This window comes from Hyunsoonleella sp. 2307UL5-6 (assembly GCF_047345485.1).
Taxonomy (GTDB): Bacteria; Bacteroidota; Bacteroidia; order Flavobacteriales; family Flavobacteriaceae; genus Jejuia.
On the sequence record NZ_JBLFEN010000007.1, the window covers coordinates 106,486 to 123,095 of the forward strand.

The following is a 16,610-nucleotide window of genomic DNA, read 5'->3' on the forward strand; positions in this document are numbered from 1 at the left end:
AGTGATTTTTTTGATAAAAAAATCGTATCGAGAACCAATTCATATTAAAAATTCTTATTCTCGATACAAATTTCACTCATTTCAATCGTGAAATTCACTCGAATTGACAGAATTTTGTCTAAATACACAATGAGTATGAGTAATTAATTGATTAAGCATAAATTCAATATTTGTAGCATTACAAAACCTAAATTTAAATAATACTTTCAAAAACACCTTATTAGTTTTTGCTCAACTAATCGTTTGTTGCTTTACTTTTTTCAACACAAACGTTCCTTAACATATTAAAACAAAAAAGTCCTCAAATTAGATTTGAAGACTTCTTAAAAAACTGTTGGCCCACTAGGGCTCGAACCTAGACTCTTTGGTACCAAAAACCAACGTGTTGCCAGTTACACCATGGGCCAATTTTAATTGAGGATGCAAATTTAGCACAAAGTTTTATTTGCGCAAGTATTTTTTTAGAAAATTAATAGTTAGACAAAAAAAAAGATACGTTTTAATTATAATCTATGTGTCCTTATAGCGTTAATGTTAACGGTACTATAATATTTATTCTTGTTTGATATTTATTATTAAATTCGCCACAGCTAACAAACACAGATTTAAATGATGGATTTTAATTTTAAAAAATGGAACACTGTATTAGGCTGGTTCTCTTTTTTAATAGCTTTAATTACCTATAGCTTAACCGTAGAACCAACGGTAAGTTTTTGGGATGCTGGAGAATATATTTTAACATCGTCTAAACTGCAAGTAGGCCATCCACCAGGAGCTCCTTTATTTCAAATGCTAGGTGCTTTTTTCTCTACATTTACCTTTGGTAACAACGAACTAATTGGATGGATGATGAATATGATGAGTGCCGTTGCGAGTGCTTTTACTATACTATTTATGTTTTGGACCATCACATTGTTACTAACAAAACTGGTAACGCATTTAAATTCTGAAAAAGATAAGGAAACCGAGATCAACAAGTCATCACTTGTATCTAAATCTCAATATACCGCAATTTTAGGAAGTGGTTTGGTAGGTAGTTTAGCTTTTGCTTTTACAGATTCTTTTTGGTTTAACGCTGTTGAAACTGAAGTATATGCTATGGCTACTTTAATCATGTCTGCGTTATTTTGGTTAGCACTTCGTTGGGAACAGGATATGGATGAACCTAGAGGAAATCGTTGGTTGATACTTATCGCTTTTATAATCGGACTCTCCTTTGGGGTTCACTTTATGGGGCTATTAACAATCCCTGTTATAGGCCTTATTTATTATTTTAAAAATTATAAAACGATTACCATACAAAATTTTATTATTGCTAATATCGTTTCAGTTGCTATTTTACTTTTTGTATTTAAGTTACTAGCACCTAACATTTTAAAGGTTTTTAGTGTTTTTGAAATTTTCTTTGTGAATAGTGTTGGGTTACCTTTTAATTCAGGCTCTATTATTGCAGGTTTACTTTTGGTAGGTGTCATTTTTTATGCATTGCGCTACACAAGGCAAAAAAATTATGTGCATTTAAATACTGGCGTTTTATGTTTAACATTTGTAATAATTGGATTTTCAACTTGGTTAATGTTACCTATTCGTGCTAATGCCAATGTGGTCATTAACGAAAACAATCCTTCTAGTGCTAGAGAACTTTTAGCCTACTATAATTTAGAGCAGTATCCTGAAACTCATTTATTTTTTGGACCACAGTTTACAGATATGTATGCCTATTTAGACGAAAATAGCCCTTACATTGATGATAAGCCAAAATATGAGAAAGATGAAACTAAGGGTGAATATATTATTGTAAACGATTGGAAAAATGCTAAACAAAACTATAACTCTGAGCATGCCTCTATTTTACCACGCATGTGGAGTGGCGAACATGCAGAAAACTATATGATGTATACAGGCTTTTTAAATTTTAATTTAAAGCCAGAATACAAGATGCAGAACGAACTGCGTAAGCTAGTTACTGATTTTAGAAACCAAGTAGCACAAGGTAATGTTGATTATGAAGATTACAATGCTTTTTTAAAACGTTACCAAGGATATCTAGATATAGAAAAACCAGATTTAGCTAGTAACATCAGGTATTTATTTGAGTACCAATTAGGCTATATGTATTGGCGTTATTTTATGTGGAATTTTACGGGTAGGCAAGATGATATACAAGGTAGACTAGATAATAATGGTAATTGGATAAGCGGTATTACACCCATTGATGAGTGGCATTTGGGCTTTTCTCAAGATAATTTACCTAGTGATGTAAAGCATAATAAAGCTAGAAATACTTACTTTTTCCTCCCACTATTATTAGGATTAATTGGCCTCTTTTTTGTATTAAATACCGATAAGAAAAGGTTTTGGGTAATGTTGGTATTTTTTCTTTTCACAGGGATAGCTATACAAGTATATACTAACGTTCGTCCGTTTGAGCCTCGAGAGCGAGACTACTCTGTAGTAGGTTCTTTTTACGTATTTGCATTATGGATTGGTATTGGTGTATATGCTATTTATAATACATTAAAAAACAAACTACCTAAAGCTATAGCGGCACCAGCTATAAGTATTTTGTGTTTAATATTAGTACCTGGTATTTTAATTGCTAACAACTGGGACGATCATGACCGTTCTGGCAAGTACACTGCACAAGCCATGGCACGAAAATATCTAGATTCTTGCGCAGAAAACGCTATACTATTCACTATTGGCGATAATGATACATTCGCATTATGGTATGCACAAGAAATTGAAGGTTACAGAACAGATGTTCGTGTTGTAAACACCAGCTTATTTCAAACCGATTGGTATATAGACCAAATGAAACGAAAAGCATATGAAAGCGACCCTATTCCATCACAATTACAACACAAAGACTACCAATATGGTACTAACGATTATGTTAGAATAGAAGCACTTACAAAAGATACTATTTCATTAAAACAAGCGCTTGGTTTTATTCAAAGAGATGATGAAAAATCTAAATACAAATATTTTATGCAGAAACAGGGATATGATATCTCTAATCTTCGAAATCAAGATTTAGAAGCCAGCTATCTATATACAAGGTCTGTACGCATCCCAGTTAATAAAGAAAATGCTTTAAACAGTGGCATTGTTAAACCTAAAGATGCAGATAAAATTGTACCATATATAGATATTGAAATTAGCGGTAATGCCATTTATAAAAACCGTTTACTAATGTTAGATATTGTTGCAAATAATGAATGGAAACGTCCTATTTATTTTACTGGCGGTAGTTTTGGTGATGACGATTATATTTGGATGAAAGATTACCTTCAACTAGATGGCATGTGTTATAAACTAGTACCAATTAGAACCGAAGTTGATAGAGCTAATCCTTTTGATATGGGGCGTATAGATTCAGACCTAATGTATGAAAAGGTTAAAAAATGGAATTGGGGAAATAGTGGTAGTCCTGATATTTATCATGATGTGGAAACACGTAAAAACTCTATTACATACAGAGGTAATCTTGCTCGATTAGTAGAAACACTAATTAATGAAGACAAATTAGAAAAAGCTGAAGAAATAGCAGATATTGCTATGACCAATATGCCTGTTGAATTTTTTGGATATTATACCTTATTAGAACCATATATAAGTGCCTACTATGAAGTAGATGCTAAAGATAAAGCTCGCGATTTATATTTTGATGTGAGTAAAAAATACCAAGAGAGTTTAACCTATTACAGCGGTTTATCTCAAGATAATCAAGAGCGTTTATTTGAGGATATTTATGTAGACATACAACGTTATAAAGGTTTAATTGATGTATTAGAGCAGTATGATATTGAACTAGCAAAAAAAGAAGGTGATACATTCAATAACTATTTAAGATTGTTTAAATATTTTTATGGTAACGAAAATGAAGTAGACACAGAAAGAACAGATGTAGATATACCTTTGGATAGTGATACAACCATTAAAGCCAACGATTAATATACGGGTTACACATGCCAATAACCCCTGTAAAAACGCCTAAGTTTGTAAAAACTATATTCTCAAATTATGTTTGGGATATTGATACTGATAAAAAAGATATCTATTTAACTTTTGATGATGGTCCTACGCCTGAGATTACAGACTGGACTTTAGATATCTTAGAACAATATAAAGCAAAAGCTACATTTTTTTGTATTGGCGCCAATGTTGAAAAATATCCTGAAATTTTTCAGAATATTCTACAAAAAGGACATCGTATTGGTAACCACACGCAACACCATGTTAAAGGCTGGAAAACAAGCACCAAAAACTACCTAGCAGACACAAAAAAAGCACAAGACATTATAAACTCTCTATTGGAGTATCACCAAATGTTAGGGTCTAATTTGTTTCGTCCGCCCTACGGAAAAATCACACCCAATCAAAGTAAAAAACTAAGAACGTTAGGCTATACTATTGTAATGTGGGATATTTTGTCTTTTGATTGGCATGAAACTATTTCAAAGGAAAATTGCTTAAAATACGTGATTTCAAAAGCAAAACAAGGTAGTATCATTGTGTTTCATGATAGCGTTAAAGCTTCAAAAAACATGCAATATGCGCTTCCTAAAGTTTTAGAGTATTACAGTAAAAAAGGGTATGCGTTTAAGAGTTTAAAATAGATTTTTGTACATTATTCTAATAAATTAAGTGCTTTGCTTTTTAAGAAAACCTCTTTTACCATAATTCATTTTGCTAACAGGTAAATAAACCCAAAATTTAAGCATATAGTACAAGCGGCTATTTTTGCTTATTTTTGCAGTGCTATGCAAGAATTAAAACTTTCAGATTGGTTGCCTACCACAAACAAAGAGGTGAAAATACGTGGATGGGATGCGCTAGACGTTATTCTATTTAGTGGTGATGCTTACGTAGATCATCCAACGTTTGGACCTGCCGTTATTGGTAGGTTATTAGAAAGTTTAGGATTACGGGTAGCTATTGTACCGCAACCTAATGTGAATGATAACCTTCAGGATTTTGTAAAATTGGGTGCTCCAAAATTATTTTTTGGTGTTACAGGTGGTTGTATGGATCCTATGATTAGCAACTACAACGCTAATAAAAAACGCCGCGACAAAGATGCGTATACGCCAAATGGTGATATTGGTTTTAGACCTGATTATGCATCTACCGTATACTCTAAAATTTTAAAAGAAAAATGGCCCGATGTGCCTATTTTACTTGGTGGTATAGAAGCTTCGTTGCGCAGAGTAACACATTATGATTACTGGAGTGATACCTTAATGCCTACTATTTTAGAAAGTTCTAAAGCAGATTTATTGGTGTATGGTATGGGCGAGCAGCCGTTGCGCGAAGTGGTACGCTTAGTGCAAAAAGGAGTGCCGTTTAGCAGTATTACTACTGTAAAACAAACAGCGGTTTTATTGGATGCCACTGCTAAAATTCCTAAAAACAGTAATTGGGAGGATGTGGAGATAGCATCGCACGACATTTGCTTGAAAGATAAAAAAAAGTACGCTTCTAACTTTAAAGTGATTGAGCAAGAGAGTAATAAATTGGCGGCACGTAGAATTTTTCAAAAAGTGGGGACTAATATGTTGATGATTAATCCGCCATATCCAACAATGACAGAGCAAGAGATTGATGCTTCTTTTGATTTGCCTTACACACGTTTACCGCACCCAAAATATAATAAGCGTGGGCCTATACCTGCGTTTGAAATGATTAAAACGTCTATCAATATTCATCGTGGTTGTTTTGGGGGTTGTAGTTTTTGCACCATTTCTGCGCACCAAGGAAAATTTATTGCTTCCCGTAGTAAGGAATCTATTTTAAAAGAAGTAGATATTGTGGCAAATATGCCGGATTTTAAAGGCTATTTAAGTGATATTGGTGGTCCAAGTGCTAATATGTATCAAATGAAAGGTAAGGTACAAGAGATTTGTGATAAGTGTGTAGCGCCTTCATGTATTTCGCCAGTAATTTGTAGTAACTTAGATACGTCTCATAAACCATTAACGGAATTATACCAAGCGGTTGATAGTCATCCTAAAGTTAAGAAATCGTTTATTGGAAGTGGTATTCGTCATGATATGCTAGTACCAGAATTTAATAAAAATGCCGACCCTAAAGAATTGGACGACTATACCGAAGAAGTAATGACAAAACATGTTTCTGGACGCTTAAAAGTAGCACCAGAGCATACTAGCGATCCTGTTTTGAAACTGATGCGTAAACCGTCTTTTAGCTACTTTCATAAATTTAAAGAGCGTTTTGATAAGATTAATATTAAGAAGGGATTAAAGCTACAACTGATTCCTTATTTTATATCAAATCACCCAGCATGCGAGCAAGAGGATATGGCAAATTTAGCTGCCGAAACTAAAGATATGGGCTTTCAGTTAGAGCAAGTACAAGGGTTTACACCCACACCAATGACGGTAGCAACCGTAATTTATTACAGTGGTTATCATCCCTACACGCTAAAAAAGGTAAGAACGCCAAAAACTAGAAAAGAAAAAGACGAGCAACATCGTTTTTTCTTTTGGTATAAGGATGAAAATAAAGCTTGGATAAAAAAGACGTTGAATAAATTGGGACGTCAAGATTTATTGGATGTATTATTGCCTGCAAAAACTGAGAAATGGCGTAAAAATAAACCTAAAGGTGAGGCTAAAAACACCTTTAACGATGCAGTGCCTTTTAATCAAAGAAAAAATAAAACTAAGTTTAGGAGTAAGAAGAAGAGGCGCTAATTGATGTTCTACAACTGCTTTTTTTAAATTTTAATGATGACATTTTTGATTTATGTTGATGTATTTATATATGAACATAAATTAAACCAATATGAAAACTATTAAAATTGCTGTTTTATCTCTATTTCTAATTACATTATCATGCTCAAAATCATCAGACGACGAAGTTGAAATTGAGAACACTAATATTGTTGGGTTCTGGGTGTTAACCGATATTATTGTTGATGAAAGTAATCCTGTAGAAGAACAATTAGATGCACAAGAGTTAAAAGAGGCTTTAGGAGATTTAGACTGTAATTTGATATCCTTAGATTTAAGAACAGATAATACTGTAACTTTAGAGGTGTTTCAAGTTGAACAAATTTCTAATTCGGCAAACTCTAAAATATCAACTTTTTTATGTGTAGACCGCCAAACCCAAGAAGGTACTTGGAGTTTTGAAGAAGGTACACTTACGCTAATGTCGTCAAGTAGTCTATCGGATTCGTCAACAGTTAGGTTTGAGGGTTCTCGCGTAGCCATTGTATCAAGTGAGCCTTTTGGTGAATTAGGTGATGTAGCCTCAGAACTTGTTTTTGAGAAACTTATTGAAATATAATAATATGAACGAATTATTAGCGTACTTTTATTGTAGGTCTTAATTTTATTCCCGAACACCCCTAAAGTCCCCTCGAGGGGACAATTACTACGGCATATCTGTGCGCTTATAACGTTTAAATCCATTTGCATTTAGTTTATTTCTAAATTAATAACGCTTTATAATATTTATAGTTTGCGATAAGTTTAATGTTTAGGTATGTCCCATTGAGGGGACTTTAGGGGTGTTTTTATTTTATAAAATTAAGATAATATTTTGATTTTTCTTACTTTTAAGAAAATTCAATTTTATGTCTAAACTTTTACCAAACCTTCCAATTGAAGACCTTACTGAGGAGAATGATTATTTAGGAGTTATTGATAAAGGTGAAATCATTAAAGCCTTTTTAGAAACCAATACAGAAGAGTTTTCTCAAATTAAAATGTTTTCGCTTTATGGAGAATGGGGAAGCGGAAAAAGTACCTTGATGAAATATCTTCAAAAAGAATTAAAAGGTGATTTTAATACGTTCTTTTTTGAGGCTTGGGAGTTTGAAAGCGATTCAAATTTATCATTGTCTTTATTAGAATTTCTTACCACTGAAAGTCAAGATTCAACTGAAGAAGCTTTAGGAGAAATTGTTGAAATAGCGAGTAAATTATTCAAAGGATTTTCAAAATCTATGAGAATCACTTTTCCTGGATTAAGTATTGATGGAAGTAAAATAATAGAGACTATAGAAGAAGAACCAGAGGAAACATTTTTACAGTTAAAAAAGAAATTTAAAACTGAATTCATAAGGTGGGAAGATTTAATAACTAAAGGAAAGAATCCAAAATATAATATTGTTTTTGTAGACGATTTAGATCGATGCGAACCAGAAAATGTATTGAATTTATTATCTGCTTTAAAATTGTTTTTCACTTATGGTGAAAAAACCATTTTCTTTTGTGGTGTGGATAAAAAAGCGGTAAACGAAGCGGTTAAAACCAAATATGGAGAGATAGTCAAAGCCAATGAATATTTAGAAAAGATATTTGATATTTCATTTAATATGCCAGAGTATGATGACCTATTAAAATTAGTTAGTCAGTATTTTGATAATAGGGAAATTGAAATATTAGGAGATAAATTAAACTGGAGTATTTCCAATTTCTTTTATACAATAAGGTTTACAAATCCTAGAAGGGTAAAAAAAATCCTGAATAAATATCAAGTTCTTAGAAATTTGAAATCAAGTAAGAAATTAGATAGTAATCATTTGAGCTTAATTCCAGATATAATAGATAAGAAAAACGGTAATTTTTTTGAGACTATTTTTACACTTTACTTTTTAATTGCTTATGATTTTAGAAAGGAAATATTCGAAGATTTTTTTAACATAGAATTGAAGAAGGTAATCTACAAGGATTTAGTAAATAACCCTCAAAACAATGGGCTAGTATTTGATTTAGATAGGGACTTTTTAGATGCCCCTTTAGATTCAATAGTTAATAATCTGAACGTAAGAGCAAATAATTTGAAAGCTAAAACAAGATTAAATCTGATTAGGGCTTTTAGCCCAATGCAACCTAAATATATTGGTGGGTCAAATACTTTTTTTGAACCATATAATTACATAAAAAGTTTTTTAGTGGATAAAAAAGACATTGATTATTATTTTTCCTTGTATTTGCTTGAAAACATGGATTCTCTTATGATCTCTAAGCTTTCAGATTATTATTTTAACTCGTACAAGATGATGATTTACAAATTACTATAACCTAATGCGCCTCCAACCAATTATCGCCAATATCCAACTCAACATCTAAAGGCACATCCATTTTAAATGCATTTTCCATTTCGGTTTTCACCAAAGTTTTGATAGTTTCTAGTTCAGTTTTGTATACATCAAACACCAATTCATCATGTACTTGTAATAACATTTTAGTTTTAAAATTACCTTCTTTTAGTTTGTTGTGAATGTTAATCATGGCAATTTTAATAATATCGGCAGCACTACCTTGTATGGGTGCGTTTACGGCATTTCGTTCCGCAGCACCACGCACTACAGCATTTCTGGAATTAATGTCTTTTAAATATCGGCGACGCCCTAAAACGGTTTGTACATAGCCATTATCTCTTGCAAAATCAACCTGCTCGCTCATGTAAGCACGTAGTTTTGGATAGGTTTCATAATACGTATCAATCAATTCTTTAGATTCGCTTCTAGTCAAATCAGTTTGGTTACTTAATCCAAAGGCAGAAACCCCATAAATAATACCAAAGTTTACGGTTTTTGCATTACTACGCTGTTCTCTTGTAACCTCATTAATGGGCACATTAAATACTTTTGAAGCGGTTGAGGCATGAATATCTTCGCCGTTTTGAAACGCAGAAATCATCGTTTCTTCGTTGCTTAATGCTGCAATGATTCTAAGTTCTATTTGAGAATAATCGGCAGCTAGTAAGGTGTAATCTTCGCTTCGTGGAACGAAGGCTTTACGCACTTGCCTACCACGTTCTGTTCTAATCGGGATATTTTGCAAGTTTGGGTTATTACTACTTAATCGTCCTGTAGCTGCAACGGTTTGCATATAATCGGTATGTACGCGCCCTGTGGCTTCTTCAACTTGTGTTGGCAACGCATCTACATAGGTGCTTTTTAGTTTTGCAAGACCTCTATAATCTAATATATTCTGAATAATTTCATGGTCTTTAGCCAAATAACTCAATACATCTTCAGCAGTAGAATATTGTCCTGTTTTGGTTTTCTTAGGTTTATCAACCAATTTCATTTTTTCAAAAAGAATAATACCTAATTGTTTTGGTGATGCTATATTAAATGCTTCACCAGCAGTTTCATAGATGCTTTTTTCAAGATTTAAAATATCAGTATTAAGAGCTTCTGATAAAGAATTTAAGAACGTCTCATCTAAATTAATACCCTCTAACTCCATTGCGGCTAAAACACTAAGCAACGGAATTTCTATGTCATCAAATAGTTTTTGAGTATTGGCTTCGCCTAATTCATTTTGAAAATGCGCTTTAAGTTGTAAGGTAATGTCAGCATCTTCAACCGCATATTCAGTTTGTTGTTCTAAAGGTACTTCGCGCATCGATAATTGGTTTTTCCCTTTTTTACCAATTAAACTTGTTATAGATATAGGCGTGTAATTTAAATAGGTTTCTGCCAATACATCCATATTATGCCGCATATCTGGATTAATCAAGTAATGGGCCAACATGGTATCAAATAACTTGCCTTTAACTTCAACATTGTATTTTGCTAAAACTTTAATATCATATTTTAAATTCTGACCTACTTTCTCAATTGTTTCATTTTCAAAAAACGGACGGAGTTGTTCAATGAGCTCTTGCGCTTCATCTTTATCTTCTGGAAAAGGCATGTAAAACCCTTTACCAATTTCCCAAGAAAACGCAATACCAACCAACTCTGCAGTTAATGGGTTTAAACCTGTGGTTTCTGTATCAAAACAGACTGAGGTTTGGCTCGTTAAGTTTTTAATAAATAATTTAGTTGCCATACCAGACGCTACACTTTGGTAAAAATGTGATGTAGTTTCAGCAGTTTTTCGGGTATTTTCTGTTTTCGCTTCCGCGGAAGCAATATCACCACCAAATAAAGAAAATTGTCCTGCACCAGCAGATTTCCCTTCTGTAGGTGTCTCTTTAGTATTTGTTGTAGAAGTTTTAGTGGTTTGGTTTGTAGTTGGTGTCTCCGTTGAAAACGTTTTAACAAAATTATCCGTTAAACGTCTAAACTCTAACTCTTCAAATATGGCTTTTACTTTGTCTACATCTGGATGGTCTAATTCAAAATCCTTTGCATTAAATTCAACAGGTACATCAAGCATAATGGTGGCTAGTTTTTTAGAAAGCAACCCCAATTCACCATTAGCTTCCACTTTCTCTTTCATCTTTCCTTTTAGCTGATCGGTATTTGCCAAAAGTCCTTCCATACTGCCAAATTGTGCCAAAAACTTTTTGGCAGTTTTTTCGCCTACACCAGGTAAACCAGGAATGTTATCACTAGAGTCTCCCATCATCCCTAAAAAGTCAATTACTTGCATAGGCTCCGTAACTTCAAACTTTTTTTGTACTTCGGGAATGCCCCAAGTTTCGTAACCGCCACCAAATACAGGGCGGTACATAAAAATATTATCAGTTACTAACTGTGCAAAATCTTTATCAGGTGTTACCATAAAGGTTTTAAAACCTTCTTTTTCGGCTTGTCGCGAAAGCGTTCCAATTACATCATCAGCCTCATACCCTTCCTTTACCATAATAGGAATATGCATGGCTTTTAAAATATTGTAAATATGCGGTATGGCGGTACGAATGCCTTCAGGCGTTTCATCTCTATTGGCTTTATAAGCCTCATACATTTCTACCCTATCAGCGCTTCCGCCTTTATCAAAACAAACTGCTAAATGGTCTGGTCGCTCACGTTTTATCACATCTAAAAGCGAATTCATAAACCCCATAATAGCTGAGGTGTCTTCTCCTTTAGAATTAATTCTAGGGTTTTTAATAAAAGCGTAATATCCGCGAAAAATTAAAGCATAAGCGTCTACTAGAAAAAGGCGTTTTTGGTCTGACATTTTGAGTGTTTTGATAGAAAACCAAAGCTACGAAAAGTTAACTTAATTACGCTGATGTAATTGTTTAATACGTTACATTTTGCTTATCTAAAACAGTTTTAGTCCTAAAGGCATAAAACACTAAATAGGCAAAACAAGCTACAGCAATCCAGTAGGATGACTGAATACTAAAAACATCGGCTAATTTTCCTTGAACCGGCGGAATAATGGCACCTCCAAGAATCATCATCACTAAAAAAGCTGAACCTTGCGAAGTGTATTTCCCTAAACCAGCAATACTTAAAGTAAAAATGCAAGGCCACATGATAGAGCAAAATAACCCTCCTGATAAAAATGCAAATAAAGCAATATTTCCAGAAGAAAATAAACCGATTAACATAGCGATACCTCCAAGTAAACTAAATGTTTTTAATGTAGTTACAGGATTATCTTTCGCATAGAAAAAGCCTGAAATTTGAACAGCAATACATACCGAAAAAAATAAAATTTCATCTGTAGTGAACACATATTTTATAGAATTCACTAAAACTATAACTCCAAGTGCGATATAGGGCACTATAATAAGAAGTGCTTTTTTTAATCCTTTACTAGGGTTAAACACAGTAATTGCGCCTACCCAACGGCCAATCATTAAACCGCCCCAATACAATGAGATATATTTACCTAATTCCGAATCGTTTAAAACAGGTAATCCTATACCGTTTAAACCAGAATCGCCTATACTCTTTTTTAATAATTCTCCTAAATTACTACCTATAGTAACCTCAGCACCAACATAAGTAAATATAGCTAGCATCCCTAAAACCAATTGTGGGTATTTCATGGCGCCCCAACCTTCTGGTTTGTTAGAAGCACTAGCGTTGGCTACAAAAATGGCTACCACTACTGCTAAAAGAGCTACAAAAAGCACAAGTAAACGTTGTTGTTCTAAATCCTCTGTTGCTATAGCATCTCCTGAATAGGTGCTAAAAATATAACCAAAGCAGCCAATGATAACTAGTGTTAAAACTATTAATAAGTTTCTCGCTTTATTAGCGGGCTCAAAAACCGTATCTGATTTAAGGTCTGGCAATTTTTTTGAAAAATAAAATAAAGCAGCCGCGAGTAAAAAAAGTAATCCTACACCAACGTAAAGCCATTGCACCGTTATTAGTGTAATTTCATTATTCTTTATCATACCAGCTAATTCACTAGTAGACCAAGATGCAGATCCAAATATTACAAGACTAACAACTACAGGGCCAATAGTAGTTCCAAAAGAGTTAATCCCGCCTGCCAAATTTAAACGATGAGACCCTGTTTTGGGATCGCCCAAAGCAATAGCAAATGGGTTGGCAGCCGTTTGTTGTAACGAAAAACCTAAACCAACCGTAAATAATACGATAAGTACAAAATAGAAAACTGCAGTTTGCCCCTGTTCTGCGCCAGAAGTGGCAGGAAACATTATAAATGCTCCAATGGCAGATAGTAACAAGCCATACACAATACCATTTTTATATCCCCAATTATTTAGAATATCTCGTTTTACAGCACTAGACATAATAAAAAGTAATAAGGCACCAATGTAATACGCGCCATAAAATGCAAAGTCTACAAGTTGAGATTGAAACTGATCTATATTAAAATACGTTTTACAAAACGGAATAAATACCCCATTAGAGGCAGCAATAAAACCCCAAAAGAAAAATACGGTTACTAATGTGGCAAGGGCTGATTTGTTGTTTTTGGTTGTCATAAAGAAACACTATTATAATTTTGAAGCACCAATATACTAATAATGAACTTAAATAATACTTATTAAAAAAACACCTTAGAAGTATTCATTTAAACAAAGCATTAACACAACTATAAGATTTTAAGATTTTGTATATACTTATCTTTACCCAAAAAAACCGTGCGTTGGATTATTATATTACTCATTTTTATCGTTATTGAAGTTTATGCATTTCAAGCATTTCGCGCTATATCTAAAAATATATGGATTAGCTTACTATATTGGACTATTACATTATTAGTAATGGGTAATTGTTTCTTCAGATTATACGGTATCACAAGAGCCGATTATGGAAACCCTCAAGCCTTCGCATTTGGATTTTTAATTGCACTTTTAGTACCAAAACTAATAATTATAGCTGTAATGTTTGCCGAAGATGTATTTAGAGTACCGCAGGCTATTTTTAGATATTTTACCGAAGGCCCTAACAAAAGTATAAACTACTTACCATCGCGTAGAGCTTTTATTTCTAAAATAGCATTAGGTATAGCAGCAATTCCTTTTGGAGCTATACTTTATGGACTTTATAAAGGGAAATACAATTTTAAAGTTTTAAAATACACACTAAGTTTTGAAGATTTACCAGAAGCCTTTGATGGGTATAAACTAACACAAATTAGCGATGTGCATTCTGGAAGCTTTGATAATAAAGAGAAAGTAGCCTATGCTATAGATTTAATAAATAAACAACAAAGTGATGTAATTCTGTTTACCGGTGATATGGTAAATAATGAATCTAAAGAAATGTTACCATATATAGATATTTTTAGCAAACTAAGTGCTAAAGACGGTTTATATTCCGTTTTAGGAAATCATGATTATGGTGATTATTTAAGATGGGAAACACCTGAAGCTAAAGCAACTAATTTGGAACTTTTAAAAACCATTCAAAAAGATATTGGTTTTGATTTATTGCTTAATGAGAGCAGATATATAGAGAAAAATGGAGCAAAAATAGCATTGATAGGTGTTGAAAATTGGGGCGCTGGTGGTTTTAAAAAAGCTGGTGATTTAAAAAAAGCTTCAAAAAACGTTAATGCTAATGATTTTAAGATATTGATGAGTCATGATCCCTCACATTGGGAAAAACAAGTAATTAAAGATGATTATCATTATCATTTAACGTTAAGTGGGCATACGCATGGTATGCAATTTGGTATAGAAATACCAGGTTGGTTTAAGTGGAGCCCTGTAAAATGGCGTTACAAACATTGGGCAGGTATTTACAAAGAAATGGGGCAATATATAAACGTAAATAGAGGGTTTGGCTATTTGGGCTTCCCAGGTCGTGTAGGTATTTGGCCAGAAATAACAGTTATTGAACTTAAAAAAGGTACACATAACGCCTAATTTCATGGAAATGTTATATTTACTTTAAAATTCGTTATTTTTATAAACATCTTAGAAGTAACCCGCTAGAAAAAGTAAATTTATAATAGTGTTTTCAAATTTTAATCAGAATTTTAAAATACTACTTAGACTAAAACATTATAAGTATGTCAAAATTTGGAGAGCTAATTGATGTTACAGTTCCAGTGCTATTCGATTTTTATGCAGAATGGAACGAGCAATCTACGGCTATGCATCCAGTTCTACGAGATGTTGCAGCATCACTTGGTGATAAAGCTAAAGTTATTAAGATTGATGTAGAAAAAAATGAAGAACTTGCCGATGCTCTTCGCGTAAAAGATCTTCCAACATTAATTATTTATAAAGACGGAGAGATGAAATGGAGACAAAGTGGTGCGCAAGATGCCAACACGCTTATAGATGTTATACAAGATTATCTGTAACTATAGTATATTTATAAATGACACAATATTTCTCCTACTTTTAAACAACAATTAAATTTGCCTGTATTTATTATTAAATACGCTACTCTATTTTACTACCTAATATTTAGTCTATTGTTTCTGCTTTATTTTATTTAGTTTTACAGTTTTATATAAAGTTATTGAGTATCATTTCAACAGACATACAGAAAGCGAAAGCTCTTTTAAGTGCAGATAAACTAGTAGCTATACCAACTGAAACGGTATATGGTCTTGCTGGTAATATTTATAGTGAAAAAGCTATCAAAGCAATTTTTGAAACTAAGCAGCGCCCCTTATTTAATCCTTTAATTGTGCATATTGCTTCAATAAAAAATATTGATACTATTGTTAGTTATGTTCCAGAAAAAGCAAAGCAATTGGCAAGTGTTTTCTGGCCTGGTTCTTTAACTTTAGTCCTGCCAAAAAGCGATACAATTCCAGATATAATTACAGCGGGTAAACCTACTGTAGCTGTTCGTGTGCCAAATCACCCGTTAACTTTAAAACTTTTAAAACAACTTGAGTTTCCTTTGGCTGCCCCAAGTGCAAATCCGTTTAACAGAATTAGTCCAACTACAGCAGCACATGTGGAAGGGTATTTTAAGGACAAAATAGAAATGATTTTAGATGGTGGTGCTTGTAAAAATGGTATAGAATCTACTATTGTAGGTTTTGAGCATGACGAACCCATTATTTACCGCTTAGGCTCAATCGCCATTGAAGATATTAAGGCTGTAATTGGTGAAATTTCTGTGAAAAACAAAAAAGAGCATAATCCTGAAGCTCCAGGAATGTTAGATAAACACTATGCGCCTATAACACGTACAGTTTTATCTACAAATATTTCAGAAGACATAAAAAAATACCCCAATATGCGTATTGGTATTATTGAATTTACTTCACATTCTCAAAGTAATGTTGTAAAACACCAAATTACTTTATCCAATAGGGGCGATTTAGCAGAAGCCACATCAAAACTATATGGTGCTCTTCATCGATTAGATAATAGTGATTTAGATATTATTATCGTTGAAATTTTCCCAGATACTGGATTAGGTAAATCGATTAACGACAGGTTAAGTCGAGCAAAAACAAAATAACTCCTTATTATTTTTACTTTTT

At 33.1% G+C, this 16,610-nt stretch carries 10 protein-coding genes and 1 tRNA gene; 8 read left to right on the top strand and 3 right to left on the bottom strand.

Annotation, left to right across the window (positions count from 1 at the left end):
* Nucleotides 1-334: 334 nt before the first annotated feature.
* Nucleotides 335-407: transfer RNA gene (locus ACKGJY_RS13180), tRNA-Gln, on the bottom strand.
* Nucleotides 408-609: 202 nt separating this feature from the next.
* On the opposite strand from ACKGJY_RS13180, the gene ACKGJY_RS13185 reads away from it, so the two are divergent.
* The 5 genes from ACKGJY_RS13185 to ACKGJY_RS13205 all read left to right on the top strand — a co-directional run bounded on the left by ACKGJY_RS13185 (nucleotide 610) and on the right by ACKGJY_RS13205 (nucleotide 9,058).
* A complete protein-coding gene (locus tag ACKGJY_RS13185; protein WP_413974369.1) occupies nucleotides 610-3,957 on the top strand; it encodes a protein O-mannosyl-transferase family in 3,348 nt (1,115 codons plus the stop codon).
* Nucleotides 3,958-3,971: 14 nt separating this feature from the next.
* Nucleotides 3,972-4,622: a polysaccharide deacetylase family protein gene (locus ACKGJY_RS13190; RefSeq protein ID WP_413974370.1), complete on the top strand. Its 651-nt coding sequence runs from the start codon at nucleotides 3,972-3,974 to the stop codon at nucleotides 4,620-4,622.
* A 144-nt stretch (nucleotides 4,623-4,766) separates the two neighbouring features.
* Nucleotides 4,767-6,719: a YgiQ family radical SAM protein gene (locus ACKGJY_RS13195; protein WP_413974371.1), complete on the top strand. Its 1,953-nt coding sequence runs from the start codon at nucleotides 4,767-4,769 to the stop codon at nucleotides 6,717-6,719.
* Between the two features lie 91 nt (nucleotides 6,720-6,810).
* Entirely contained in the window at nucleotides 6,811-7,317 is a 507-nt protein-coding gene (locus tag ACKGJY_RS13200) for a hypothetical protein (RefSeq protein WP_413974372.1), read from the top strand.
* Between the two features lie 289 nt (nucleotides 7,318-7,606).
* Nucleotides 7,607-9,058 carry a P-loop NTPase fold protein gene (locus ACKGJY_RS13205; RefSeq protein ID WP_413974373.1) on the top strand — a complete coding sequence of 484 codons (1,452 nt, stop codon included), beginning with the start codon at nucleotides 7,607-7,609 and terminating at the stop codon, nucleotides 9,056-9,058.
* 1 nt (nucleotide 9,059) lies between these two features.
* Here ACKGJY_RS13205 and polA read toward each other — a convergent pair whose 3' ends face one another.
* Nucleotides 9,060-11,900, bottom strand: coding sequence for a DNA polymerase I (gene polA / locus ACKGJY_RS13210; RefSeq protein ID WP_413974374.1), 2,841 nt, complete (start codon nucleotides 11,898-11,900; stop codon nucleotides 9,060-9,062).
* A 64-nt stretch (nucleotides 11,901-11,964) separates the two neighbouring features.
* Entirely contained in the window at nucleotides 11,965-13,635 is a 1,671-nt protein-coding gene (locus ACKGJY_RS13215; RefSeq protein WP_413974375.1) for an MFS transporter, read from the bottom strand.
* Nucleotides 13,636-13,794: 159 nt separating this feature from the next.
* Here ACKGJY_RS13215 and ACKGJY_RS13220 point away from each other — a divergent pair, with 159 nt between their 5' ends.
* From ACKGJY_RS13220 to ACKGJY_RS13230, 3 genes are all read left to right on the top strand, one after another.
* Nucleotides 13,795-15,024, top strand: coding sequence for a metallophosphoesterase (locus ACKGJY_RS13220; RefSeq protein WP_413974376.1), 1,230 nt, complete (start codon nucleotides 13,795-13,797; stop codon nucleotides 15,022-15,024).
* A 146-nt stretch (nucleotides 15,025-15,170) separates the two neighbouring features.
* Entirely contained in the window at nucleotides 15,171-15,467 is a 297-nt protein-coding gene (locus ACKGJY_RS13225; RefSeq protein ID WP_413974377.1) for a thioredoxin family protein, read from the top strand.
* A 161-nt stretch (nucleotides 15,468-15,628) separates the two neighbouring features.
* On the top strand, nucleotides 15,629-16,588 hold the full coding sequence (locus tag ACKGJY_RS13230; protein ID WP_413974378.1) for an L-threonylcarbamoyladenylate synthase: 960 nt from the start codon (nucleotides 15,629-15,631) through the stop codon (nucleotides 16,586-16,588).
* The last annotated feature ends 22 nt before the right edge of the window (nucleotides 16,589-16,610 follow it).

Excerpts from the sequence above, each read along its gene's own strand:
- ACKGJY_RS13185 (WP_413974369.1), top strand. The coding sequence starts at position 610 with ATGATGGATTTTAATTTTAAAAAATGGAACACTGTATTAGGCTGGTTC.
- ACKGJY_RS13190 (WP_413974370.1), top strand. The coding sequence starts at position 3,972 with ATGCCAATAACCCCTGTAAAAACGCCTAAGTTTGTAAAAACTATATTC.
- ACKGJY_RS13195 (WP_413974371.1), top strand. The coding sequence starts at position 4,767 with ATGCAAGAATTAAAACTTTCAGATTGGTTGCCTACCACAAACAAAGAG.
- ACKGJY_RS13200 (WP_413974372.1), top strand. The coding sequence starts at position 6,811 with ATGAAAACTATTAAAATTGCTGTTTTATCTCTATTTCTAATTACATTA.
- ACKGJY_RS13205 (WP_413974373.1), top strand. The coding sequence starts at position 7,607 with ATGTCTAAACTTTTACCAAACCTTCCAATTGAAGACCTTACTGAGGAG.
- polA (WP_413974374.1), bottom strand. The coding sequence starts at position 11,900 with ATGTCAGACCAAAAACGCCTTTTTCTAGTAGACGCTTATGCTTTAATT.
- ACKGJY_RS13215 (WP_413974375.1), bottom strand. The coding sequence starts at position 13,635 with ATGACAACCAAAAACAACAAATCAGCCCTTGCCACATTAGTAACCGTA.
- ACKGJY_RS13225 (WP_413974377.1), top strand. The coding sequence starts at position 15,171 with ATGTCAAAATTTGGAGAGCTAATTGATGTTACAGTTCCAGTGCTATTC.